The sequence below is a fragment of the Amycolatopsis sp. NBC_00438 genome (assembly GCF_036026695.1).
Lineage (GTDB): Bacteria > Actinomycetota > Actinomycetes > Mycobacteriales > Pseudonocardiaceae > Amycolatopsis.
In genome coordinates this window covers 5,627,040-5,650,465 of the sequence record NZ_CP107923.1, presented here as the reverse complement: position 1 = coordinate 5,650,465, position 23,426 = coordinate 5,627,040, and the positions used below count along the sequence as shown (strand labels likewise).

At 69.8% G+C, this 23,426-nt stretch carries 23 protein-coding genes; 13 read left to right on the top strand and 10 right to left on the bottom strand.

Features of this window, described 5'->3' with window-relative positions; all coding sequences use genetic code 11:
- Positions 1–196 precede the first annotated feature (196 nt).
- The 5 genes from OG494_RS24900 (at position 197) to OG494_RS24880 (ending at position 4,426) form a co-directional block, all read left to right on the top strand.
- Positions 197–2,053, top strand: coding sequence for an Hsp70 family protein (locus OG494_RS24900; protein ID WP_328442929.1), 1,857 nt, complete (start codon positions 197–199; stop codon positions 2,051–2,053).
- Between the two features lie 62 nt (positions 2,054–2,115).
- On the top strand, positions 2,116–2,310 hold the full coding sequence (locus OG494_RS24895) for a DUF3046 domain-containing protein (protein WP_328442928.1): 195 nt from the start codon (positions 2,116–2,118) through the stop codon (positions 2,308–2,310).
- Positions 2,311–2,539: 229 nt separating this feature from the next.
- A complete protein-coding gene (recA, locus tag OG494_RS24890) occupies positions 2,540–3,586 on the top strand; it encodes a recombinase RecA (RefSeq protein ID WP_328442927.1) in 1,047 nt (348 codons plus the stop codon).
- 85 nt (positions 3,587–3,671) lie between these two features.
- On the top strand, positions 3,672–4,199 hold the full coding sequence (locus tag OG494_RS24885; RefSeq protein ID WP_328459012.1) for a regulatory protein RecX: 528 nt from the start codon (positions 3,672–3,674) through the stop codon (positions 4,197–4,199).
- Positions 4,200–4,201: 2 nt separating this feature from the next.
- Positions 4,202–4,426, top strand: coding sequence for a hypothetical protein (locus OG494_RS24880; protein WP_328442926.1), 225 nt, complete (start codon positions 4,202–4,204; stop codon positions 4,424–4,426).
- A 60-nt stretch (positions 4,427–4,486) separates the two neighbouring features.
- On the opposite strand, the gene OG494_RS24875 is transcribed toward OG494_RS24880, so the two are convergent.
- The 4 genes from OG494_RS24875 to edd form a co-directional block, all read right to left on the bottom strand.
- Positions 4,487–5,749 (bottom strand): MFS transporter, encoded by a 1,263-nt coding sequence (locus tag OG494_RS24875; protein WP_328442925.1) that lies wholly within the window; start codon positions 5,747–5,749, stop codon positions 4,487–4,489.
- Between the two features lie 22 nt (positions 5,750–5,771).
- On the bottom strand, positions 5,772–8,033 hold the full coding sequence (locus OG494_RS24870) for a PEP/pyruvate-binding domain-containing protein (RefSeq protein ID WP_328442924.1): 2,262 nt from the start codon (positions 8,031–8,033) through the stop codon (positions 5,772–5,774).
- Between the two features lie 213 nt (positions 8,034–8,246).
- On the bottom strand, positions 8,247–8,852 hold the full coding sequence (gene eda / locus OG494_RS24865; protein ID WP_328442923.1) for a bifunctional 4-hydroxy-2-oxoglutarate aldolase/2-dehydro-3-deoxy-phosphogluconate aldolase: 606 nt from the start codon (positions 8,850–8,852) through the stop codon (positions 8,247–8,249).
- Positions 8,849–10,744, bottom strand: a complete 1,896-nt coding sequence (gene edd, locus OG494_RS24860) for a phosphogluconate dehydratase (protein ID WP_328442922.1) — start codon at positions 10,742–10,744, stop codon at positions 8,849–8,851. The genes eda and edd overlap by 4 nt, the downstream gene beginning before the upstream one ends.
- Positions 10,745–10,999: 255 nt before the next feature.
- Here edd and OG494_RS24855 point away from each other — a divergent pair, with 255 nt between their 5' ends.
- The 6 genes from OG494_RS24855 to OG494_RS24830 all read left to right on the top strand — a co-directional run bounded on the left by OG494_RS24855 (position 11,000) and on the right by OG494_RS24830 (position 16,305).
- Positions 11,000–11,287, top strand: a complete 288-nt coding sequence (locus OG494_RS24855) for a hypothetical protein (RefSeq protein ID WP_247063001.1) — start codon at positions 11,000–11,002, stop codon at positions 11,285–11,287.
- The gene (locus OG494_RS24850; RefSeq protein WP_328442921.1) at positions 11,284–12,108 is read left to right on the top strand and encodes a hypothetical protein; all 825 of its coding nucleotides are present in this window, start codon (positions 11,284–11,286) and stop codon (positions 12,106–12,108) included. Before OG494_RS24855 ends, OG494_RS24850 begins: the two co-directional genes overlap by 4 nt.
- A 64-nt stretch (positions 12,109–12,172) precedes the next feature.
- On the top strand, positions 12,173–14,089 hold the full coding sequence (locus OG494_RS24845) for a fumarate reductase/succinate dehydrogenase flavoprotein subunit (protein ID WP_328442920.1): 1,917 nt from the start codon (positions 12,173–12,175) through the stop codon (positions 14,087–14,089).
- Entirely contained in the window at positions 14,086–14,838 is a 753-nt protein-coding gene (locus tag OG494_RS24840) for a succinate dehydrogenase/fumarate reductase iron-sulfur subunit (protein WP_328442919.1), read from the top strand. The genes OG494_RS24845 and OG494_RS24840 overlap by 4 nt, the downstream gene beginning before the upstream one ends.
- Before the next feature lie 133 nt (positions 14,839–14,971).
- Entirely contained in the window at positions 14,972–15,190 is a 219-nt protein-coding gene (locus OG494_RS24835) for a hypothetical protein (protein ID WP_328442918.1), read from the top strand.
- Positions 15,187–16,305, top strand: a complete 1,119-nt coding sequence (locus OG494_RS24830; RefSeq protein WP_328442917.1) for an amidohydrolase family protein — start codon at positions 15,187–15,189, stop codon at positions 16,303–16,305. The genes OG494_RS24835 and OG494_RS24830 overlap by 4 nt, the downstream gene beginning before the upstream one ends.
- Before the next feature lie 28 nt (positions 16,306–16,333).
- On the opposite strand, the gene OG494_RS24825 is transcribed toward OG494_RS24830, so the two are convergent.
- Entirely contained in the window at positions 16,334–17,185 is an 852-nt protein-coding gene (locus OG494_RS24825; protein WP_328442916.1) for a helix-turn-helix domain-containing protein, read from the bottom strand.
- Positions 17,186–17,356: 171 nt separating this feature from the next.
- Here OG494_RS24825 and OG494_RS24820 point away from each other — a divergent pair, with 171 nt between their 5' ends.
- Positions 17,357–18,298 carry a DUF4037 domain-containing protein gene (locus OG494_RS24820; RefSeq protein ID WP_328442915.1) on the top strand — a complete coding sequence of 314 codons (942 nt, stop codon included), beginning with the start codon at positions 17,357–17,359 and terminating at the stop codon, positions 18,296–18,298.
- A complete protein-coding gene (locus OG494_RS24815; RefSeq protein WP_328442914.1) occupies positions 18,291–18,971 on the top strand; it encodes a YoaK family protein in 681 nt (226 codons plus the stop codon). Before OG494_RS24820 ends, OG494_RS24815 begins: the two co-directional genes overlap by 8 nt.
- A gap of 75 nt (positions 18,972–19,046) precedes the next feature.
- On the opposite strand, the gene OG494_RS24810 is transcribed toward OG494_RS24815, so the two are convergent.
- From OG494_RS24810 to OG494_RS24790, 5 genes are all read right to left on the bottom strand, one after another.
- A complete protein-coding gene (locus tag OG494_RS24810; protein WP_328442913.1) occupies positions 19,047–19,784 on the bottom strand; it encodes an SDR family NAD(P)-dependent oxidoreductase in 738 nt (245 codons plus the stop codon).
- A 117-nt stretch (positions 19,785–19,901) separates the two neighbouring features.
- Entirely contained in the window at positions 19,902–20,804 is a 903-nt protein-coding gene (locus OG494_RS24805) for an amino acid ABC transporter permease (RefSeq protein WP_328442912.1), read from the bottom strand.
- Entirely contained in the window at positions 20,801–21,487 is a 687-nt protein-coding gene (locus OG494_RS24800) for an amino acid ABC transporter permease (protein ID WP_328442911.1), read from the bottom strand. Before OG494_RS24800 ends, OG494_RS24805 begins: the two co-directional genes overlap by 4 nt.
- Before the next feature lie 74 nt (positions 21,488–21,561).
- Positions 21,562–22,416, bottom strand: a complete 855-nt coding sequence (locus OG494_RS24795) for a glutamate ABC transporter substrate-binding protein (protein ID WP_328442910.1) — start codon at positions 22,414–22,416, stop codon at positions 21,562–21,564.
- Between the two features lie 75 nt (positions 22,417–22,491).
- Entirely contained in the window at positions 22,492–23,220 is a 729-nt protein-coding gene (locus OG494_RS24790) for an amino acid ABC transporter ATP-binding protein (RefSeq protein WP_328459011.1), read from the bottom strand.
- Between the last annotated feature and the right edge of the window lie 206 nt (positions 23,221–23,426).

Sequence of the window (23,426 nt, the reverse complement as noted above, 5' to 3'; positions counted from 1 at the left end):
AACGGGTGCGACTCGCGCCGCGTGTCATGGACAGAGACTACGTCGGCTTGCGCGGATCGCGCAACTCTTCTGACCGGATCGCGCAACAAGAACGTGGAGCAGTGACTTTCGCGGGTCCGCACGCACGGTGACCGCGCACGTGGCAGCATCACGGCGAACGCCGCCAAGGCGTGTTTCGCGCGAAAGGCGGAGTGCTGTGCGGATCCTGTCGGTGGACCTCGGGACGTCCAACACCGTCGCCGTGCTGTCGGCGCACGGCAGGCCGCCGAGGGTCGTCGAAGTGGACGGCTCGGCCAACATGCCGTCGGCCGTGTTCGCCACCGAAGAGGGCACGATCATGGTCGGCCGGGACGCCGAACGCCGCGCCCGTCTCGACCCGACCCGCTTCGAGCCGAACCCCAAGCGCCGCATCGACGAGCAGACCCTGTTGCTGGGCACCGACGTCGTGCCGGTGAACGAGGCCCTCGCCGCCATCCTCCGCCGCGTCCTCGAAGAGACTTCCCGCCAGCTCGGCGGCGAACAGCCCGACGAGGTCCGGCTGACCCACCCCGCGCAGTGGGGGCCGACCCGCCGCACCGTCCTGATGTCCGCCGCCCGGCTCGCCGGGGTCGCCGGGAACATCCTGCTGGTGCCCGAGCCGGTCGCCGCGGCGGCGCACTTCGCGTCGTTCCCCGGCAAGGCGCTCGCGCCCGGGCAGGCGCTGGCCGTCTACGACCTCGGCGCGGGCACCTTCGACGTCGCCGTCGTCGGCGCCACGCAGACCGGGTTCACCGTGCTCGCCGAGGACGGCCTGCCCGACCTCGGCGGCCTCGACGTCGACCAGGCGCTGATGGTGCACGTCGGGCGCGAGGTCTCGCACTCCGACCCGCAGCGCTGGCAGCGGCTGCTGCGCCCCGAGTCGACCGCGGACCGCCGGACCCGGCGCACGCTGCAGGAGGACGTGAAGGCGGCCAAGGAGGCCCTCTCGCGGCACCCGCAGACCGAGGTGCCGATGCCGGAGCCGTTCAAGGACGTCCTGGTCACGCGCGGTGAGCTGGAAGGCCTGGTGCGTCCGGCGATGCTGCGCAGCGTCGAGCTGCTGTCGCGGACGCTGCGGTCGTCCGGGACGGCGCCGGACCGGCTCGCGGGCATCTACCTCGTCGGCGGATCGAGCCGGCTGCCGCTGGTCGGCGCCATGATCGCGGAGAAGCTCGGCGTCGTGCCGGGCAGCCTCGACCAGCCGGAGACCGCCGTCGCGCTCGGGGCCCAGCACGTCGCCCGCGACGGGCTCGGCGCACGGACGCAGAACGTCGAAGGGGCCGTGGCCGCCGGCACCGCGCCGCACCGCCCGCAGTACTCGCCGCCGCCTCCGCCGCAGTACCCGGGTTACGCGCCGTCGAACTTCCCGCCCAGCGGCCCGCAGCGGGTGCAGGCTCCCGCGCCGTCGAACTTCCCGGCGTACTCGCCCGCGGCCGAGAAGGCCGAGCCGAAGCCGGGCGGGAAGAAGAAGCTGATCATCGGGATCGCGGTCGCGGTGGTCGTCGTGCTCGCGGCGGGCCTGACGTTCTTCCTGACGTCGTCGTCCTCGGCGCAGACCTATACCGCGGACCAGTGCAAGACGCCGGGCCAGGCCGACGACAAGGGCCTCACCGGCTGCCTGCGCCAGCTCGCCGGGAAGATCGCCGACACCGGCGACTGCAAGCCCGGCATGGGCAACGGCCCGGCGGCGCCGGCGGAGAGCCTCGGCGCGTCCTCGACCTGCTCCGCGCCGGGCCGGGCGGGCACCCAGGTGACCTACGTCCAGGGTGACAGCGCCGACACGCTGAAGCAGTACACCGACGGCCTGCTCACCTCGGCCGGCGGCGATCGCACCGAGGCCGACTGGGGCGGCAACGGGCTCAAGGGCCACTACTCGTCCGCCGCGGGCAGGACGTCGGCGGTGCTGGTGTTCACCGTGTCGGACCGGCCCCTGGTGGGGTTCATCTACCAGCTGAACTCGAGCGATCAGGCCGCGGCGACCACGCCGGGCACGCTGGCCGACTACTTCGAGGCGAGCGTCCAGCCCGGCAGCTGACCCGGGAAGGGCGCGAACGGGCCGTTCGTGCCCGTCGCGACCGCCCGGATAGCATGGGTCCGATGCGGATCACGGTCTTCCGGCGCCTGATGGCCGACGAGTTCGGTCCCGGGCGGGCTCAGGTCCTGGCCAGGGACCACGTGCTCAGCGCGCTCGGTGGGCGCACCGTCGACCAGGCGCTGACCGCGGGAATCCCGGCGAAAGAGATCTGGCGAGAGGTCTGCGACGCCTTCGACGTCCCGTCGGAACGGCGCTGACCTGCACGTTTCGGGGCATCGCCGCCCCGGGCGGGCGAAAATCCTAGCGCAAGGGCGTGTCGCTGCCGACCTCGAACAGGTGTTCGTCTATGGTGTTGTCCACATCGGGTCCAGCGATCCACAGATGGGGCGCCGCGCCTGGAATTGTCGGACCCCGCCGCTAGCGTCGGACCGGACAGCTGAAGAACCGAAAGAGCCCGGCGGGCTCAGACCAGCGAGGTGGACTTCCATGCCTGCAGCACCCGACAAGGACAAGGCGCTCGAGCTCGCCCTTGCGCAGATCGACAAGCAGTACGGCAAGGGCTCGGTGATGCGCCTCGGCGAAGAGGGCCGCGCGCCCGTCGCCGTGATCCCCAGCGGCTCGATCGCCCTCGACGTCGCCCTCGGCATCGGCGGTTACCCCCGCGGCCGGGTCATCGAGATCTACGGCCCGGAATCCTCCGGTAAGACCACGGTCGCCCTGCACGCGGTGGCGAACGCGCAGCGCAACGGCGGCATCGCGGCGTTCATCGACGCGGAGCACGCGCTGGACCCGGAGTACGCCAAGAAGCTCGGCGTCGACACCGACGCGCTGCTCGTCTCCCAGCCGGACACCGGTGAGCAGGCCCTGGAGATCGCGGACATGCTGATCCGCTCCGGCGCGCTCGACATCCTGGTCATCGACTCCGTGGCCGCGCTCGTGCCGCGCGCCGAGATCGAGGGCGAGATGGGTGACTCGCACGTCGGTCTGCAGGCCCGCCTGATGAGCCAGGCGCTGCGCAAGATGACCGGTGCGATGAACAACTCCGGCACCACCGCGATCTTCATCAACCAGCTGCGCGAGAAGATCGGCGTCATGTTCGGCTCCCCGGAGACCACGACCGGTGGTAAGGCGCTGAAGTTCTACGCCTCGATCCGGCTCGACGTGCGCCGCATCGAGACGCTCAAGGACGGTGGCGAGCCGGTCGGCAACCGCACCCGCGTCAAGGTCGTGAAGAACAAGATGGCCCCGCCCTTCAAGCAGGCCGAGTTCGACATCCTGTACGGCCACGGCGTCTCCCGCGAGGGTTCGCTCATCGACATGGGTGTCGACCAGGCGATCGTGCGCAAGTCCGGTGCCTGGTACACCTACGAGGGCGACCAGCTCGGCCAGGGCAAGGAGAACGCGCGGAAGTTCCTGCGCGAAAACCCGGACATCGCCAACGAGATCGAGAAGCGCATCAAGGAGAAGCTCGGCATCGGCCCGCAGCTCGACGCCGAAGCCGTCGAAGCTGTTCCGGCGCCGGTCGACTTCTGAGGGACGGATCGGTCCTCACCGTGACCGCGGTTCGCGGTGAGGTCATGAACAACGAGGAGTGACCGAGGTGGCGAGGGCCCCGAAGATCCCGCCGTCGGAGCTGCCTCCGGAGGAGCGCTACAAGAAGGCCAAGGAGATCTGCTTCGATCTCCTGGCCGTGCGTGCGCGTACTCAGGAGGAGCTCCGGCAGGCCTTGCACCGCAAGGGCTTCGACGAGGAGACCAGCGAAACCCTGCTCGGCAAGCTCGACCGGGCGGGGTTGGTCAACGACGCGGAGTTCGCGGAGCTGTGGGTGAAGTCCCGGCACGAGACCCAGGGGCTGTCCCGCACCGCGCTGATGGCCGAGCTGCGACGCAAGGGCGTCGACGACGAGGTCGCGGCGCAGGCGGCGGGAGAGGTCGACCGCGAGTCCGAGGAGCAGATGGCCAGGGAACTGGTCCGCAAGCGGCTCGGCTCCCTGGGCAACGTCGACGAGCAGACGGCGTTGCGGCGCCTGCTCGGCTTCCTGGCGCGTAAGGGCTACCCGCAAGGGCTGGCGTACACGGTGATCAAGGAGGAACTCCGCGAGTACGGCGCGGAGTCCACTCTCCTGGACGACGCCTACATCGACTGACGGTGGCGTCCCCGAGTGGCGAGCAGTTGATCCGGCACTTCTCCCAGAGCAACGTCGCGGGGCCCGGGCAGGGTGATGTGGCCGCGCTGCTGCGCCGGGTCGCCGACAGCCTCGACGAGCTCGGTGACGTCCAGGTGCAGGACATCACCTTCCACAGCGAGGTCACCGGGGGCGAAGACGACCTGACGATGACGGTGTACTACGACCGGGAGCCCCGTCGCCGGTGACGGGGCGTGGTGCCGGGCGCAGTGCCGGTGCTCGGCAGGTCGTGAGCACCGGCCCGCGTGTCAGGCGGAGCGGGCGGGCACCGGCTCCCGTCCGACCGGCAGCCGGCGGTCCGAGCGGTGCTTGCGGACCACCAGCAACAGCACCGCGAGCAGGCCCATCACCACGCACGTGACCACGGCCGACAGCACCAGGAACTCGTCGAGCCGGCCGGCCGACAGGTACGCGCCCAGCGCGACCGCCACCAAAGCGCACACCGCTCGGTCCACAATGGACTCCATCGACAGGAGTGTCGCGCGGTAGCGGGAGTCCGGGATGGAGTCGTTCAGCAGCTGCTTCTGGATCGGGAACGAAATACCCGTCGCCACCGCGAAGACGCACAGCAGCACCACCGTCGCGAACGAGCCCGACAGCACGATGAACCCGAGGCACAGGGCCATCACGATCGTCAGCGTGAACACCGAGGCGACCGGGCCGATGGCGCGGCGCAGCCGGTGGGGGCGGGCCGCGCCGAGGGCCTCGAAGACCGTCATGGCGGCCAGTACCGCGCCGAACCAGTTCACCGAAAGCGTCTTCGACTCGAGGATCGGCTGGAACAGGTTCACCTGGCAGATCCGCACCAGTGTGAACATCGCGATGCCCTGCACCATCAGCAAGAACAGCCAGCGCGACGAACGCAGTGCCGACAGCGCGCCGCCGACGCCCGCGAGCAGTGACGCCGTCTTGTCCCGGACCTGACGGCCGCCCGGGACGGCCGGGAGCCTGATCGCGAACGCGAGGGCGACGGCCGCGTTGAGGGCCGTCAGCCAGTACGGGGAAGGGAGGTTCCACGCCATCAGCAGCCCGATCACCGGCCAGTACACGATCTTGCCGATCAGGCTGTACGCGCGGCCGACGCCTTCGACGCGAAGGTAGTGCTCGCCGGCGCCGTTCGCGTGCAGGTACTCGTAGAGGTACGCGCTCTGCGCGCCGGAAACCAGCGAGCGGGCCAGGGCGATCAGGATGAAGTGGATCAGGAACCCGGTGTAGGAACCGAGGAACACCGGAACCAGGTTCGCCGCCACGAGCACAGCGGCGCCGGCCTTTAGCGACGTGCGGTAGTCGAACCGGTCGGCGATCATCCCGGTCGGGATCTCCAGCAGGCAGAACACGATGTAGTAGATGCTCTGGATGCCGAAGATCTCGCCGTCGTCGAGGCCGATGAGCTTCTGGTACTGGTAGAAGATCGGCACCCACAACAACAGGCCGAAGAAGAACTGGAACCCGTAGGTCAGCCGCACGGCGCGCTGAACGGCGGGTTTCGCGGGCAGGCGAAAGCCCAGCATGATGGTGTCTCCCGGGAGGAACTCAGGCCGAATAGGGGCGCAGCTGGACAATGTGGATGTGGTCGCGATCCGCGAGCCACTCGATGTCCACCGGCGAGTCGAACGTGTAGTCGGGTGAGAAGTGCGCCTGCAGCAGGCGTCCGGCGACGGCGAGCCGCTGCAGCTGCTCGTGGGCTCGTTCGTCGAGGTCCGACTCCGCGTCGCCCAGGGACAGCGTGCGGCCGCCGCCCTCGACCGTCGAGTACAGGTACTGCATGGGCAGCGCCGAGCCGTCGACGACGTCGGTGACCTTCGGCGAGACGTTGACGTAGACCGTGCGGAAGTCCGCGCGGTTCATCGGGTTCGTCGTCACCAGCACGCCGCCGAAGTCCGCCGCGACCTGTTCCTGGATCACCACGCCCATGTAGCACTCGTCGAGCGAGATGCCGGCCTGGTGGCGCAGCCGGACGCTGCGTACCGACACCAGCGACGCCCAGACTTCCTTGACGCTCGCGAAGATCCGCTCGGCGGTGGTGACGTGGTTGATCGACTCGTAGATCCCGGCGGCCGAGAACCCGGCGAGGTCCTCGGCGTTCGACGAACTGCGCACGACGAACGTCCGCACCCCGGCCAGCTGGGACACCAGCGCGGAGTCGATCTCACCGGCCAGCGCGCCCGGCAGCCGCGCCGACCGGATCAGGCTCTGCAGCTCGACGCACAACGGCTCGATCTCGCGCGCGTCCAGCTCCAGCGCCATCTTCAGCTTGCCGATCGCCTGCTGGATCCGCGGCGACGACTCGAGGAACCGCCGCTGCAGCGAAAACGGCAGGGCGATCCCGCGCGGCACGCGGATGCGCTGATCGAGCAGCCGGCGGGCGGCCGCACCCAGGTCGCCGGCGGCGCTCGAGCCGGTGGTGGCGGCCAGGTCGCCGGCGGTGGTCGAGCCCGTGGCGGCGGCCAAGTTGTTGGCAGCGGCTGAGCCGGTGGCGGTCGAGCTGTCGGCGGTGCACAGGTCGTTGGCGGCGGCCGGGTTGGTGGTGGTGCCCAGACTGTTCGCGGCGGCTGAGCCGGCAGTGGTGTGCAGGCTGCCGGCGGTGGTCGAGCTGTATGCAGTGCCCATGCTCCCGCTGGTCGAGCCGATGTCGGCGGCCGAGGACTCGGTGGTTCCCGTCGTCTGCTCCAGCAGCTGGGCCAGGTGTGGCAGCAGGTTCTCCCGCGGCGGCCGCGGGACCTGGTAGAAGCCCAGCAGACGCTGCGAACCGCAGGCCAGGACGTGGTGCAGCTCGCCGAGGTTCGCGGCCTTCGTGCCGTAGCGGTAGCGGTCGGATGCGCGCAGCCGCGCGAGGTCGACGATCGGGCTGTGGTCGGACTCGGGTTCCTCCAGCGTGACGCGCTGGGCGTACCAGGACGGCGGCGTCGCGTCGGCCGGCTCGTCGATCTCGCGCAGCGTGAGCGACCGGGCGTCCACGGTGTACTCGACCCACTTGCCGTCGAGGCCGCGGCGGTCGATCTCGGCCAGCGCGCCGAGCTGGACGGCGTTCGGGATCTGCCAGCCGGTGGCCAGCACGTTGGTGTGCGACAACGGGGTCGTGTGCCGGGCGTTGACGATGCCGGACAGCCGCGGGATGTCGTCGGGCACCCGGTCCATCACGATGATGTCCGACCAGGCCAGCCCGGCGGTGGTCGTGGCGGCCCGGTACTCGGCTTCGGTGCGGAACGCGCGCAGCCGCCCGGTCGTCGTGCCCGGGTTCAGGGCCACGAAGGGCGCCGTGGAGAACAGTTCGTGGGCGAAGACGCGGGGGAGCTCGCTCGCCGGGATCTCCCGGACGAGCCGCTCCTGCAGCTGGTTCGCCGGCTTGAACAGCAGCGGCAGCGCCGGGTCGACGTACTCCGCCACGAACGCGTGGAACTCGCGGATCAGCGCGGCCGGCATGGTGTCGACCTCGACCGTCTCCAGCGAGAGGATCTTCTTCTCCTGCCGCGTGTGCAGGGCGAGGATGCCGAGCAGGAACCGGCGGTCCGGCGCGTGGTAGAAGCGTTCGTTGTAGCTGTCGATCTCGGCGCGCACCCGCTCTTCGGGGACGCCGAGGATCTCCTCGCCGATATAGATCGCGTGAAAGGAATGACGCGCGTCGTTCAGGAAGTGGATCGTCCGCAGTTCGCGATCGACCACGACCTTGACGAAGGAATAGCCGCCGAGGGTGCCGCACAACTGGTGGAGCGCGGACAGGGAAAGCCGTTCGCCGACGAGTGCGGCGACGTTCTCGGGGGACGTGCTGGGGGCGACCACGCTGGTCAGGGACACCGGTTCTCCTCGCTGGAAATTGCGAGGAGGGACGTTAACAGGTGGTGAATCACCGACTGTGGCGCAAATGCCCCGGTGACTGGAACGAATGGCGGAACCCATGACGGCCGCCACACCCTCTCGGAGCACCGTTCCAGCGCACTGGAACGGTGCTCCCGGAATCCGGACGCCGGTTCCGCCGTTCGGGGAGGGACTTCCTGCAGGTGATCTCCGCTACAGCCGCGCGGCTTCCGCGGCCAGCTTCTCGATCGTGGCGACATCGAGCGAGGACGTCAGCCACGAGCCGCCGATGCAGCCGACGTTCGGCAGCGCGAGGTACGACGGTGCCGACGCGACCGTGATCCCGCCCGTCGGGCAGAACTTCAAGCCCGGCAACGGCCCCGCGATCGACTTCAGGTACGCGACCCCGCCGGACGCCTCGGCCGGGAAGAACTTCAACGCCGTGAGCCCACGCTCGGCCAGCCGCATCGCCTCCGACACCGTGCTCGCGCCGGGCAGGAACGGCAAGCCGGTCTCGAAGCACGCGTCGAGGACGGCGTCCGTGCAGCCCGGCGTCACGAGGAACTTCGAGCCCGCGTCGGCCGCCTGCTTCGCCTGGCCCGGCGAAGTGACCGTGCCGGCGCCGATCACGATGTCCGGGACCTCGGTCGCGACGCGCTCGATCGCCGACAACGCCGCCGGCGTGCGCAGGGTCAGCTCGATGACCCCGATCCCGCCGGCGAGCAGGGCCCGGGCCGTGGGCACCGCGTCGTCGGCGTCGTCGATCACCACGACGGGCATCACGGGGGACAGCGCGAGCAGGTCCGAACCGGTGGTCACTGACCAACCTCCTGGGTTTCCAACGAGTGCGTGGGGATGCCGAAGTGCTCCGGCGTCAGCCCTCCGAACACCGAAGCGCCCTGGTCGGCGGGGCCGACGGCACGGCGCAACGCGGCGAACAGCTCTCGGCCGGTGCCGGTCCAGGATGCTTCGGACGGCGGCGAATCCACAAGGTCACGCAGGGCGAGTTCTTCGTCACCGACGAAGACGTCGAGGGTGCCCGCGGCGGCGTCGAGGCGGACGACGTCGCCGTCCGCGACGCGGGCGATCGGGCCGCCCGCCGCGGCTTCCGGGGTCACCTGGATCGCGGCCGGGATCTTGCCGGACGCGCCCGACATGCGGCCGTCGGTGAGCAGCGCCACCTGGTGCCCGCGGTCCATCAGCACGCCCAGCGCCGGGGTGAGCCCGTGCAGCTCCGGCATGCCGTTGGCCCGCGGCCCCTGCTGCCGGATCACCACGACGACGTCGCGGTCCAGCTCGCCGGCCTCGAAGGCGGCCGTGAACTGCTCCTGCGTCGTGAACACCCGGGCCGGCGCCTGGACGATCCGGCGCTCGGGCGCCACGGCGGACACCTTGACCACGGCGCGGCCGAGGTTGCCCGCGACCATCCGCAGCCCGCCGTCCGCGGCGAACGGGCGCCACGCCGGGCGCAGCACCTCTTCGTCGAGGCTGCGGGTCGGCACGTCGCGCCAGACCAGCTCGCCGTCGGACAGGATCGGCTCGGCGCGGTAGCGGTGCAGCCCGAAGCCGGCCACGGTGTGCACGTCCTCGTGCAGCAGCCCGGCGTCGAGCAGCGTGCCGACCAGGAACTGGATGCCGCCGGCGGCGTGGAAGTGGTTGATGTCGGCGCTGCCGTTCGGGTAGACCCGCGCCAGCTGCGGCACGACGGCCGAGAGGTCGGAGAAGTCGTCCCAGGTCAGCTGGACGCCGGCGGCCGCGGCGACCGCGACCAGGTGCATCGTGTGGTTGGTCGACCCGCCCGTGGCCAGCAGCGCGACGACGCCGTTGACGAACGCCTTCTCGTCGAGGATCCGCGAGACCGGCGTGTACTCCTCGCCGCGCGAGAGCGTGACGGCGCGGCGCCCGGCCTCCTCGGTCAGCGCGCGGCGCAGCGCCGATCCGGGCTGGACGAAGCTGGCGCCGGGCAGGTGCAGGCCCATCACCTCGACGACCATCTGGTTGGAGTTGGCCGTGCCGTAGAACGTGCAGGTCCCGGCCGAGTGGTAGGACGCCGCTTCGGCGTCGAGCAGGTCTTCGCGGGTCGCGAGGCCCTCGGCGTACAGCTGCCGGACGCGCGCCTTCTCCTTGTTCGGCAGGCCCGAGTTCATCGGCCCGGCCGGCACGAGCACGACCGGCAGGTGGCCGAAGGACAGGGCGCCGATCAGCAGACCGGGCACGATCTTGTCGCAGACGCCCAGCAGCAGCGCCGCGTCGAACATGTCGTGGGACAGCGCGATGGCCGTCGACATCGCGATGACCTCGCGGCTGAACAGGGACAGCTCCATGCCCGCGCGGCCCTGCGTGATGCCGTCGCACATCGCGGGCACGCCGCCGGCGAACTGGGCGACGCCGCCCGCGCCGCGGACGGACTTCTTCAGCCAGGCCGGGTACTCCTGCATCGGCTGGTGCGCCGAGAGCAGGTCGTTGTAGGACGAGACGATTGCGACGCCGGGGGCGCGGGCGGCCCGCAGGGCCTCCTTGTCGGCGCTCTCCATGGCGGCGAAGCCGTGGGCGAGGTTGCTGCACGCGAGGCCGCGGCGGATGGGCCCCTCTTCGTGCGCGGCGGCCGTGCGGCCGAGGTACGCGGCGCGGGTCGCGGCACTGCGCTCGGTGATGCGGGCGGTGACGTCGGCGACGACGCGGTGGAGGGGCGTGGTGGAGGTGTGGCTCATGTCCGGCTCCGGATCACTGGTTCGTGGTGGTCCGCGGGACGGCAGCGCTGGCGCCTCTGGGTCGTGACACTGGCCACAGTACCTCGCGGAAACGCCGAATCAAAATCGATTCAGATGATCGGTTCGCGTGACCCCGATCACCTCGGGAACCGTTAGTGTGCTAGTTGTCACATCTGCACGACGCGTGGCAAAGCCGTACGGCGAGTGATCGCCCGGACGGTTCCCTGCCGGCCCCACCACCACCCGGGAGGCATGATGTCCACCTCCGAAATCGCCGAGCTGCGGCGAACCATCGGTCAGCTCAGGCAGTGCGTCGGCGCACTGCGCTCTCGGTACGGCGACGCTTCCGCGGTCCGCCGGCTCGCCAACGACGTGGAGCGTCTCGACATCGACACCGCCGATCTCGACGGCACGCCGCTCGCCGTGCCGACCCAGGCGAAGGCCGCGGAGCGCGTCCAAGTTCCCGACACGCCGTACGACCCGGCGCTGTGGCACGGCGCGGACGACGAAGGTGTCGGCGGCTACAAGCGCGACCAGCGGTGAGCGCTCCGGCTGACAACGGCGTCGGCACCGGCGTCCGGTCCCCGAAGCGGGCCAGGATCGCCGAACGCACCCTGCGGACCGACCGATGGTGGCTCCAGCCCCTGCTCACCGTGCTCGGGCTGGGCGCCTTCATCGTCTACGCGACGGTCCGGTCGTTCGTGCGCACCGCCTACTGGGTGCCCGACTACCACTACCTGACGCCGTTCTACTCACCCTGCCTGTCCACGTCCTGCGTCGAGGGCTCGAGCCACTTCGGCCACTGGTTCGGCGACCTGCCGGGGTTCATCCCCCTCGGCTTCGTCGTGCTGCCGTTCCTGCTCGGGTTCCGCCTGACCTGCTACTACTACCGCAAGGCCTACTACCGGGCGGTGTGGTTCTCCCCGCCCGCGTGCGCCGTCGCGGAACCGAAGGCGAAGTACACCGGCGAGACCCGGCTGCCGCTGATCATCCAGAACGTCCACCGCTACTTCTTCTACGTCGCGCTGGTCGTCTCACTGGTCAACACCTACGACGCGATCACGGCGTTCCACGGGAAGACCGGCGGCTTCGGCTTCGGGCTGGGCAACGTCGTCCTGCTCGCCAACGTCGTCCTGCTCTGGGCCTACACGCTTTCCTGCCACTCGTGCCGGCACGTGACCGGGGGCAGGCTGAAGCACTTCTCCAAGCACCCGGTGCGGTACTGGATCTGGACGCAGGTGACCAAACTCAACACCCGGCACATGGCGCTGGCCTGGACGACGCTCGGCACGCTGGTGCTGACCGACTTCTACGTCATGCTCGTGGCCAGCGGGGCCATCACGGACCTGAGATTCGTGAACTGAGCGCCTTCCCGACCCCGCCCTTCCCGACAAAGACTGTCCCCATTTTCCGAGGTGGAATCCCTACATGACCGAGGTCGAACGGCACAGCTACGACGTGGTGGTGATCGGTGCCGGTGGTGCCGGCCTGCGCGCGGTGATCGAAGCGCGCGAACGCGGTTACCGCGTCGCGGTCGTGTGCAAGTCCCTGTTCGGCAAGGCGCACACGGTGATGGCCGAAGGTGGCTGCGCCGCGTCGATGGGCAACGCGAACTCGAACGACAACTGGCAGGTCCACTTCCGCGACACCATGCGTGGCGGGAAGTTCCTCAACAACTGGCGGATGGCCGAGCTGCACGCCAAGGAGGCACCGGACCGCGTCTGGGAGCTCGAGACCTACGGCGCCCTGTTCGACCGCACCGCGGACGGCCGGATCAGCCAGCGCAACTTCGGCGGGCACACGTACCCGCGGCTGGCGCACGTCGGTGACCGCACCGGGCTCGAACTGATCCGCACGATGCAGCAGAAGATCGTTTCGCTGCAGCAGGAGGACTTCGCCGAGACCGGGGACTACGAGGCGAAGATCAAGGTCTTCGCCGAGTGCACGGTCACCGAGCTGCTCACCGCCGACGGCGCTATCGCCGGCGCGTTCGGCTACTGGCGGGAAAGCGGCCGGTTCATCCTGTTCGACGCGCCGGCGGTCGTGCTCGCGACCGGCGGCATCGGCAAGTCGTTCAAGGTGACGTCGAACTCGTGGGAGTACACCGGCGACGGCCACGCGCTGGCGCTGCGGGCGGGCGCGAAGCTGATCAACATGGAGTTCGTCCAGTTCCACCCGACCGGGATGGTCTGGCCGCCGAGCGTCAAGGGCATCCTCGTCACCGAGGGCGTGCGCGGTGACGGCGGTGTGCTCAAGAACTCCGAGGGCAAGCGGTTCATGTTCGAGTACGTGCCCGAGGTGTTCAAGGGCCAGTACGCCGAAAGCGAAGAGGAAGCCGACCGCTGGTACGCCGACGCGGACAACAACCGGCGCACGCCGGACCTGCTGCCGCGCGACGAGGTGGCCCGCGCGATCAACTCCGAGGTCAAGGAGGGGCGCGGGTCCCCGCACGGCGGCGTGTTCCTCGACATCGCCAGCCGGCTGCCGACCGAGGAGATCAAGAAGCGGCTGCCGTCGATGTACCACCAGTTCAAGGAGCTGGCGGACGTCGACATCACGGCGGAGGCGATGGAGGTCGGCCCGACCTGCCACTACGTGATGGGCGGCATCGAGGTCGACCCGGACACGGCCGCGGCGAGCGTGCCCGGCCTGTTCGCCGCCGGCGAGTGCTCGGGCGGGATGCACGGCTCCAACCGGCTCGGCGGCAACTCGCTGTCGGACCTGCTGGTGTTCGGCCGCCGCGCCGGCCTCGGCGCCGCCGAGTACGTGCTGGGCCTGACCGACCGGCCCGTGGTCGCGCAGTCCGATGTGGACGCCGCGGCGAAGATGGCGCTCGCGCCGTTCGACCCGCCGGAGGGCGCGACGGCCGAGAACCCGTACACCCTGCACACCGAGCTGCAGCAGTCGATGAACGACCTGGTCGGCATCATCCGCAAGGCCGGGGAGATCCAGCAGGCGCTGGAGAAACTGGGCGAGCTGCGGCAGCGGATCCTGCGCGTCACGGTCGAGGGGCACCGGCAGTTCAACCCCGGCTGGCACCTCGCCATCGACCTGCGGAACATGCTGATGGTCAGCGAGTGCGTCGCGAAGGCGGCCCTGACCCGGACGGAAAGCCGCGGCGGGCACACTCGTGACGACCACCCGGGCATGGATCCCGAGTGGCGTCACAAGCTGCTCGTGTGCTCGGCGAGCGAGGGCGACAACCCCGTCGTCCCGGACATCGGTGTCGTGGTGCAGGAGCAGCTGCCGCTGCGGCAGGACCTGCTGGAGCTGTTCGAGTTCGGCGAGCTCGGCAAGTACTACACCGACTCCGAACTGGAGCCGCACCCCGGGAGCAAAGCATGAGCTACAAGGCGAGTTTCCGGGTCTGGCGCGGCGACGACACGGGCGGCGCCCTGCAGGACTTCAGCGTGGAGGTGAACGAGGGTGAGGTCGTCCTCGACATCATCCACCGGCTGCAGGCCACGCAGGCGTCGGATCTGGCGGTGCGCTGGAACTGCAAGGCGGGCAAGTGCGGTTCGTGCTCGGCGGAGATCAACGGCAAGCCGCGGCTGCTGTGCATGACGCGGATGTCGACGTTCACCGAGGACGAGGTCGTCACGGTGACGCCGATGCGGACGTTCCCGGTGATCCGCGACCTGGTCACCGACGTGTCGTTCAACTACACGAAGGCCCGGGAGATCCCGTCGTTCACCCCGCCCGCCGACCTGAAGCCGGGTGACTACCGGATGCAGCAGGTGGACGTCGAGCGCTCGCAGGAGTTCCGCAAGTGCATCGAGTGCTTCCTGTGCCAGAACACCTGCCACGTCGTGCGCGACCACGAGGAGAACAAGGAGTCCTTCGCGGGGCCGCGGTACCTGATGCGGATCGCCGAGCTGGAGATGCACCCGCTCGACGTCGCCGACCGGCGTGACGCGGCCCAGGACGAGCACGGCCTCGGCTACTGCAACATCACCAAGTGCTGCAGCGAGGTCTGCCCGGAGGGCATCCACATCACCGACAACGCGCTCATCCCGATGAAGGAGCGCGTGGCCGACCGCAAGTACGACCCGATCGTCTGGCTGGGCAACAAGCTCTTCCGCCGGGATCAGTGACGCTTTCCCGTTCGACGCTCGCGAACCGTGTGCCGGCCGCTCTCGAAGCGGCCCGAGCCGGTTCGCGAGCGTCGTTACGGGGCTCGCTGGTATTCGTACGGTTCGCGGGGGTGCCGGTACCGGCCGGGAGCCGGTGCGGTTCGCCGAACAGGCCGGCCGGGACGCGGGCTGCCGCCGGAGGCAGCTCGAACTGCTGGTGCCGTGTGAGTGGACGCATCCGTCGAAGCAGATCCTCGCCGAGTGGCACGACCGCGTTTCCCGCCGCGCCGATCTCGCCGAGGACTACCCGCACCTCGCGCCGTCGCCGGCCACGACGGGCGATTTTCTCGGCTACCACAAGGAACTCTCATGACGCTGCTCGTCGGCGCGCGGGTGCTCGACCCCGACACCGGCGAGACGAGCCGCGCGGACGTCCGGCTCGACGGTGACCGGATCACCGAAGTCGGCCCCGGACTCGACGGCGACGGGCGGGTCGACTGCGCGGGCGGGCTGCTGATCCCGGGGCTCATCGACTGTCACGTGCACGTCGCGTTCCCGCGGCCCGAGCCGTTGCCGCGCAGCGCCCGGGTGCTCGAAGCCGTGCCCGTGCTGCGGAAGCTGCTCGCGCGCGGGATCACCACCGTCCGCGACGCCTGGGGCGCGGACGCCGGCATGCGACACGCGTTGCGGGAAGGCTGGATCACCGGCCCGGACCTGCTGATCAGCCTCCGCCAGCTCAGCCCGACCGGCGGCCTCGGGGACAGCTGGGAGCCGCCCGCGGGCGCTGTCGACCACTTCGGCGACCCGTCACTGCCGGACCCGCTGTACGACGGGCCGGACGCGGCGCGTGCGGCGGTCCGCCGGATGGTGCGTGCCGGCGCGGACTGGATCAAGGTCGGCGCGAGCGGTGCGATGCGGGCGGTCCGCGCGGGCGTGGACGTCCGCCCGACCGACGAAGAACTCGTCGCGCTGGTCGACGAGGCTCGCCGGTGCGGGCGGGACGTCCTGGCCCACGCGCACACGTCCGTCGCCGTGGTCTCGGCGGCCCGCGCGGGGGTGCGGAGTGTCGAGCACGGCACCTTCCTGGACGACGAAGCCGTTGCGGCGCTGGGGAACGCCTGGTACGTGCCGACGCTGGTGCCGAACCACGACGGCGAGTTCGCCGCGGACCACCGCCGGTCGGTGCGCCTCGCCGCCGAGGCGGGCGTCCGGATCGCCGCGGGCTCGGACCTCGCCCCACGACCCCATGTCGACTTGACGACCGAACTGCGGTTGCTGGCCGCGGTCCTCGGCGACGCGGCGGCCTTGAAGGCGGCCACCAGCGAAGCCGCGAGGCTCTTGCGCCTCGACGACGACCGCGGCCGCGTCGAGCCGGGTTTGCGGGCCGACCTGGTGCTGCTGGACGGCACGGACCTCGACGTGACCGACCTGCCGGGACGGGTCCGGGCGGTCTGGCACGACGGAAAGGCTGTCGGCGCAAGGGAATGACGGGGACGGGGGCGAGGCCGGTGGTGGGTCAGCCCGTCATGAGATCGAACTCCTCGGTCAGCCGGATCAGGAACTCGCGCGACTCGCGTTCGGACAAGGCCACCTGCTCCAGCCGGGTGCGCAGGATGTAGAAGCCTTCGACGGCGACCCGATCGTCGATGAACAGCCCGGCGGCGAAGGTTTCCTCGTAGGCCACGGCGGGGTGCTCGGCGAACTCCATGATGGTGAACCGGCTGCCGACCAGGTGGTACGGCGGCGCCGACGCGGGCACGACCCGGATGGTGCAGTGGGGCAGGTTGGTGGCGAGCACGAGGGACTGCAGTTGTTCGTGCATCAGGGCGGGATCGCGCAGGATCGAGCGCAGGGTGTGCTCGTGGACGAAGTACAGGCAGTCCGGCGGGTTCGTCCGCTGCAGCAGCCGTTGCCGGTCCATTCTCGCCTGGATCAGCAGTTGCAGCCGGTCGGTGGTGTACCGGCCGGACATCTCGTAGAGGGTGCGGACGTAGTCCTCGGTCTGGAGCATGCCGGGCAGCGCCGTGGGGCTGTTCGAGATCACCCGGGTCGCCAGGTTCTCCTGGACGATGAGGGACTTCGCGGGATCGACGAGCTCGCTGAAGTACGGCCGCACCCAGTAGAGGTCACTCGGGGGTTTTGTCAGTTCCAGCAACCTGTTCCGTTCCGGGGCCTTGGTTCCGCAGTTGGCCAGGTAGATCGCCGCGTCGATCGGGGAGATGCGGCGGCCGTTCTCCCAGCCGGACACCTTCGACGCCGACCAGTCCGCGCGCCGGGCCAGTTCGCGCAGCGACATCTGCTTCGCCTCGCGCTGGGCCTTCAACTCGATGCCCATCTCCCGTGTGCGCACCGTGCTCTTTTCGGTCATGCTCGCACGTTAAAGGCAACCACCGACAAAATGTCGCGTGCCGCGCGGGGATTCACCGGAAGGGATGTGGGGTGTTCTGCCTATGCGACAACAGGTTTCGCCCGCGAAGCGCTGCGAAGCAGCTTCGCACAATGAAGCGCGCTTCGCACGTTAGTAAGCCAGAATGACGTCATGACGTTCCTTTCCGGAATCGAACTCGCACGCCGCTTCTACGTCGGCGAAGTGCGCCCGCTGCTCGCGAACGAGCCCCACAGCGCCGCCCTGCTCGGCCCCGGTTCCGAGGTCCTCGGCTTCGACACCGCACGCTCGGCCGACCACGACTGGACCGCGCGCGTCCAGCTGTTCCTGCCGCGCGTGCGCGACCTGGACGTCCCGGCGGGCTTTCTCGGCCACCCCACGAAGCTGATCGTCGCCACGCTCGAGGACTGGCCGCGCGGCGCGCTCGGTTTCGACCCGCGCCGGCCGGAGCGGCGCGACTGGCTCGCCACGCCGACGCAGGTCTTCGCCGAGTTCACCGGCGGCGCGGTGTTCCACGACGACCTCGGGCTCGAGGCGCTGCGGCGCAACGTCGCCTGGTACCCGGACGACGTCTGGCGGTACGTCCTCGCGTGCCAGTGGCGGCGGATCGAGCAGGAGGAGCCGTTCGTCGGCCGGTGCGGGGAGGCCGGGGACGAGCTGGGTTCGGCCGTCGTCGCGGCGCGGCTCGTGCGGGACCTGATGCGGCTGTGCCTGCTGATGGCGCGCCGGTACCCGCCGTACGGCAAGTGGCTCGGCAGCGCCTTCGCGCGGCTGCCGGTCGCCGGCACGCTCACGCCGCCGCTCACCGCCGCGCTCGCCTCGACGACCTGGCGGGAGCGGGAGCGGCACCTCGTGACGGCGTACGAGACCGTCGCCGAGGTGCACAACGCGCTCGGGCTCACCGCGCCGATCGAGCCGCGGGTGAGCGGGTTCTTCGACCGGCCGTTCCGGGTGATCCACGCGAAGCGGTTCGCCGAAGCGCTGTACGCCGGGCCGGCGTCCCCCATCGGGGCGATCGACCAGTTCGTCGACAGCACGGACGCGCTCGGCGACCGCGCGTTCACGCGCCGGGTGGTTGACTGCCCGCATGGCTGAGACGAAACCGCGGGACCTGGCGGTGCCGCTGCTGACGCTGACCGTCGTGACCGGGGTGGTCGACGCGGTCAGCTTCCTCGGGCTGGGCCGCGTGTTCGTGGCGAACATGACCGGCAACGTGGTGTTCCTCGGGTTCGCGGCGGCGGGCGAGACGACGTTGTCGGTGGTGGCGTCGCTGACGGCGGTGGCGGCGTTCCTGGCCGGCGCGCTCGCGGGCGGGCGGCTGGCGCGCGCCGACGAGGACCACGACGTGCTGCGCCAGGCGACGGCCGCCCAGGCGCTACTGGTCGCGATTGCCGTGGTGCTGTCGGCGACGCTCGGCAGCGGCACCCGGCCGGGCAGCGAGCTGCTGATCGTGGTGCTGGGCGTGGCGATGGGCCTGCAGAACGCGGCGGTCCGCCGCATCGGCGCCCCCGACCTGACGACCACGGTGCTGACGATGACGCTGACGGGCTTCGCGGCGGACTCGAAAGCCGCCGGCGGCCCGGGGTCCCACCCGCTGCGCAAGGTGGCGGCGGTGGCGGCGATGCTGGTGGGCGCGTTCGCGGGCGGGATGTTGCAGCTGCACGTCGCGATGTGGTCGGCGCTGACGCTGGCCTTGCTGCTGGTCCTCGGGGTGCTGACGGTGCTGCAGCTCGACCGAGCGCGTGACAGGACCTCCGTCGACCGGTGATGAACCGCCTTGCCGGGCGGCGGAAGCGGGTGCGCTCGTCGTATCCGTTCGTGAGCACCGCGAAGCCGCTGCGGCTCAGCCGAGGGCGCGGCCGCCGTCGACCCGGAGGCGCTGGCCCGTGATGAAGCCCGCGTCCTTCGAGGCGAAGAAGCTCACCGCCGCGGCCACATCGTCCGGCGTGCCCAGACGGCCCACCGGGACCGAGGCGCGGTAGGCCTCGCGCTCGGCTTCCGGGACGTCCGCGTGCCGTTCCACCGGGATGAAGCCCGGGGCCACCGTGTTGACCGTGATGCCGTCCGGGGCGAGTTCGCGCGCCCACGCGCGGGCCAGGCCGACCTGGGCCGCCTTCGCCGTCGCGTACGCCGAGCGGCCGACCGGCGCACGGTCCGCCTGCTCCGAATCGACGTGCACGATCCGGCCGTGGCCCCGCGACCGCATCCCCGGCAGCACCGCGTGGCCGAGCAGCACCGGCGAGCGCACGAAGAAGTCGAGTTCGGCCAGGTGCTCCGGCCAGTCCACTTCGGACACCAGGCCGTCCGGCTGCGGGCCGGTCGCGTTGAGGACCAGGACGTCGATCGGGCCGAGCAGCGCCGTCACCGCGTCGACCAGCTCGCCGACCTGGCGCCGGTCGGTCACGTCGGCGGCGAAGGCGGCGGCCTTGCCACCCTCGGCGAGGACCTCCTCGGCGGCGACCTTCAGGTCCGGGTCGTCGTGCAGCGCGTTCACCGCCACCGCGAACCCGTCGCGGGCCAGCCGCCGCGCGATCACACGGCCCAGCCCTCGGGAACTTCCGGTCACCAGAGCGACACCCATGCACCCGACGCTAGGGGTGACCCCCGAGTACGACAACCCTCCGGCTCAGCCGATCGGGGGAAACGAAAAGCGGGCAGGCGCGGAGTTCCGCACCTGCCCGCTTCCGGTGATCCGAGGTCAGACCGCGCGGCCGGTGTTGAAGTCGGTCGCCGTCACGACGGACGGCGGCCCTTCCAACGGCTTGGCGCCGCGCGGCGCCTTCTTCCGGCGCGACAGCTTCCGCTCCAGCCACGAAGCGAACCACGACAGGAGCAGGTTGAGCGCGATGAAGATGATCGCGATGACGATCAGCGTCGGGATCGTGTTGTTGAAGTTGCCGGTGATCGGTCCCGAACCGCGGATCAGCTCGTCGTAGCCGATCGTCAGCTGGCCGGCGAGCGCCGTGTCCTTGAGGATGACCACCAGCTGGCTGACCAGCGCCGGGAGCATCAGCGTGACGGCCTGGGGGAGCAGGACGCTGACCATCGTCTGGGTCTTGCGCAGGCCGAGGGCCGACGACGCCTCCGTCTGCCCCTTCGGCAGCGACAGGATGCCCGCCCGGAACACCTCCGCCAACACCGAGCCGTTGTAGAGCACCAGGCCCGTGACCGCGGCGAACAGAGGGCGGGTGTCCGGGCTGATGTCGGTGTAGTAGGCGTACAGCGACGCACCGAACACCATCAGCAGCAGTACCGGGATGGCCCGGAAGAACTCGACCACGGCGCCGACCGGGACCCGCACCCACTTGTGCTCGGACAGCCGCCCGATGCCCAGCAGGGCTCCGATCGGCAGCGCGATCACGATGGACAGCCCGGCCGCCTCGAGGGTCTTCACCAGGCCCGGCAGCAGGAACTGGGACCAGGTCGTCCCTTCGACGAAGGGCTTCCAGAGCGCGCCCGCCCACTGGCCCTTCTCGTTGAAGCGGTCGTAGACGAAGTACGCCACGGCCAGCAGGATCAGCACGAACAGCACCGAGTACAGCCAGTTGCGGGTGCGGGCCTTCGGACCGGGGACGTCGTACAGGACGGACTGCGTGCTCATCGCTTGACCTCGGCTTTCTTGGCGACCCAGCCGAGCAGCAGGCCGAGTGGCAGGACCAGCACGACGAACACCAGGGCGAACAGGATGAAGACGGAGAACAGCGAGTCGGACTCGTTCTCCACCATCGTCGACATCAGCAGCGACGCCTCCGCGACGCCGATCACCGAGGCGACGGTGGTGTTCTTCAGCAGCGCGATCAGGACGTTCGCCAGCGGCGCGATCACCGCGCGGAACGCCTGGGGCAGCACGATCAGGCCCAGCACCTGCACGAAGTTGAGCCCCAGGGCCCGCGCCGCCTCGGCCTGGCCGACCGGGACGGTGTTGATGCCCGACCGCAGCGATTCGCACACGAAGGTCGCGGTGTAGACGATGAAGCCCAGCACGGCCAGCCGGAACGCGTTGTCGGCCAGCGAGGTGGGCGAGTCGGACGCGGCCAGGTTGATGCCCAGGGTGGACGAAAGACCCAGCGAGGTGAAGATGATGATCACCGTCAGCGGGGTGTTCCGGAAGATGTTGACGTACACCGTGGCGAACCCGCGCATGATCGGCACCGGGCTGACCCGCATGCCCACGAGGATCGTGCCCCAGATCAGCGCGCCGATCGCCGAGAAGAACGTCAGCTGGATCGTCGTCCAGAACGCGTCGACGAGGTTGTAGTCAGGATTGCTGAGGAAATCGAACACTGTTGTCCAACCTGGCCTCGGAACGGGAACGGTGCGCCGCGGCTCGCGGCGCACCGTTCAACTTCGGATGAGGGTCAGGGCGCGATCGCCGGCACGGCCGGGATCTTGTAGCCCGACGGGCCGACGTTGGTCTGCAGCGACTTCTCCCAGGAACCGTCCTGCTCCATCGCCTGGATGGCCTTGTTGACCGCGGCCTTGCCGTCGGCGTCGTCCTTCTTCAGGCCGACGCCGTAGTTCTCGTCGGTGAAGCCCTTGCCGACCAGCTTCAGCTTGCCCGGCTGCTGGGCCGCGTAGCCCGCCAGGATGACGTCGTCGGTGGTCATCGCGTCGACGCTGCCGTTCAGGAGCGAGGTCACGCAGTCGGTGTACTTGCCCACCTCCTGCAGCTGCACCTCCTTGGCGTACTTCGTCTTCACGTTCTGTGCCGGGGTCGAGCCCTTGACCGAGCAGAGCTTCTTGTTGCCGGTCAGCGACTCGGGGCCGGTGATGTCCGTGTTGTCCGACCGGACCAGCAGATCCTGGTGCGCGATGAAGTACGGGCCGCCGAAGGAGACGTCGTTCTTGCGCTTGTCGGTGATCGAGTAGGTGGCGACGATGAAGTCGACCTCACCCTTCTTGATCAGGTCCTCGCGCTGCGCGGACTGCGCTTCCTTCCAGGTGATCCCCGACTCTTCGACACCGAGCTGCTTCGCGATGTACTTCGCGACGTCGACGTCGAAGCCGGCGTAGGTGCCGTCCGGCTTCTTCAGGCCGAGGCCCGGCTGGTCGAACTTGATGCCGATGGTCAGCTTCTTGTTGTCCTTGGCCCGCTGGACCAGGTTCTTGTCGCCGCTCGCGCCGCTGCTGCCGGACCCGCCGCCGCAGGCCGTCAGGGCCAGACCGGCGGCCATGACGACCGCACCCGTCTGCAGAACTCGACTAAACCGCATCGTCTCTCAGGTTTCCTTCCGAATCTCGTCCGGCGGTGGCCGGAGGAAAAGTTCTCAGTTGTGGTGTCAGTGTTGTCAGTGGGTCAGGATCTTGCCGAGGAAGTCCTTCGCGCGCTCGCTCTTCGGCGCGGTGAAGAACTCTTCCGGCGTCGTGTCCTCGACGATTTCGCCGTCGGCCATGAAGATCACCCGATCGGCTGCCCGGCGGGCGAAGCCCATCTCGTGCGTGACGACCAGCATCGTCATGCCGTCCTTGGCCAGCCCGGTCATCACGTCCAGGACCTCCTGGACCATCTCCGGGTCCAGCGCCGAGGTCGGCTCGTCGAACAGCATGACCTTGGGCCGCATCGCCAGCGCCCGCGCGATGGCGACGCGCTGCTGCTGGCCACCCGAGAGCTGCGCCGGGTACTTGTCCGCCTGGTTGGCGATCCCGACGCGCTCCAGCAGCTCCATCGCCGTTTTGCGGGCTTCGTCCTTCGAGGTCTTGCGGACCTTCGTCGGCGCCAGCATCACGTTCTCGACGATGGTCTTGTGCGCGAACAGGTTGAACGACTGGAACACCATGCCGACGTCGGCGCGCAGGGCGGCGAGCGCCTTGCCCTCCGCCGGCAGCGCCGTGCCGTCGACGGCGATCTCGCCCGAGTTGATGGGCTCGAGCCGGTTGATGGCCCGGCAGAGCGTCGACTTGCCGGACCCCGAGGGGCCCAGCACCACCACGACCTGGCCGCGAGGCACCTCGAGCGTGATCTCCCTGAGCACGTGCAGGTCGCCGAAGTACTTGTTCACGGCGGACGCCTTGATCATCGGCGCCGCCACCTCCGCGGTCATCTGGCCTCCAGAGCTGTTTCGTACCGGCAAGTGGGTGTGGGTCACCACGCGATGGCGGAAACCTACCGCCGCCCTCACGGTTGGCAAGGCCGCTTGACCAATACTTAGGGTTTCAAGTGGGTATCGATGTCCTTTTGGCGAGTATTGATGCCTTCGTGACTTTAGTCGAGCCGAAATCACGG

What these genes read in the sequence shown, in the direction of transcription:
- OG494_RS24895 (WP_328442928.1), top strand. Translation starts at nt 2,116, where the DNA reads ATGCGGATCACGGTCTTCCGGCGCCTGATGGCCGACGAGTTCGGTCCC.
- recA (WP_328442927.1), top strand. Translation starts at nt 2,540, where the DNA reads ATGCCTGCAGCACCCGACAAGGACAAGGCGCTCGAGCTCGCCCTTGCG.
- OG494_RS24875 (WP_328442925.1), bottom strand. Translation starts at nt 5,749, where the DNA reads ATGCTGGGCTTTCGCCTGCCCGCGAAACCCGCCGTTCAGCGCGCCGTG.
- edd (WP_328442922.1), bottom strand. Translation starts at nt 10,744, where the DNA reads ATGAGCCACACCTCCACCACGCCCCTCCACCGCGTCGTCGCCGACGTC.
- OG494_RS24855 (WP_247063001.1), top strand. Translation starts at nt 11,000, where the DNA reads ATGTCCACCTCCGAAATCGCCGAGCTGCGGCGAACCATCGGTCAGCTC.
- OG494_RS24845 (WP_328442920.1), top strand. Translation starts at nt 12,173, where the DNA reads ATGACCGAGGTCGAACGGCACAGCTACGACGTGGTGGTGATCGGTGCC.
- OG494_RS24840 (WP_328442919.1), top strand. Translation starts at nt 14,086, where the DNA reads ATGAGCTACAAGGCGAGTTTCCGGGTCTGGCGCGGCGACGACACGGGC.
- OG494_RS24830 (WP_328442917.1), top strand. Translation starts at nt 15,187, where the DNA reads ATGACGCTGCTCGTCGGCGCGCGGGTGCTCGACCCCGACACCGGCGAG.
- OG494_RS24825 (WP_328442916.1), bottom strand. Translation starts at nt 17,185, where the DNA reads ATGACCGAAAAGAGCACGGTGCGCACACGGGAGATGGGCATCGAGTTG.
- OG494_RS24820 (WP_328442915.1), top strand. Translation starts at nt 17,357, where the DNA reads ATGACGTTCCTTTCCGGAATCGAACTCGCACGCCGCTTCTACGTCGGC.
- OG494_RS24815 (WP_328442914.1), top strand. Translation starts at nt 18,291, where the DNA reads ATGGCTGAGACGAAACCGCGGGACCTGGCGGTGCCGCTGCTGACGCTG.
- OG494_RS24810 (WP_328442913.1), bottom strand. Translation starts at nt 19,784, where the DNA reads ATGGGTGTCGCTCTGGTGACCGGAAGTTCCCGAGGGCTGGGCCGTGTG.
- OG494_RS24805 (WP_328442912.1), bottom strand. Translation starts at nt 20,804, where the DNA reads ATGAGCACGCAGTCCGTCCTGTACGACGTCCCCGGTCCGAAGGCCCGC.
- OG494_RS24795 (WP_328442910.1), bottom strand. Translation starts at nt 22,416, where the DNA reads ATGCGGTTTAGTCGAGTTCTGCAGACGGGTGCGGTCGTCATGGCCGCC.
- OG494_RS24790 (WP_328459011.1), bottom strand. Translation starts at nt 23,220, where the DNA reads ATGATCAAGGCGTCCGCCGTGAACAAGTACTTCGGCGACCTGCACGTG.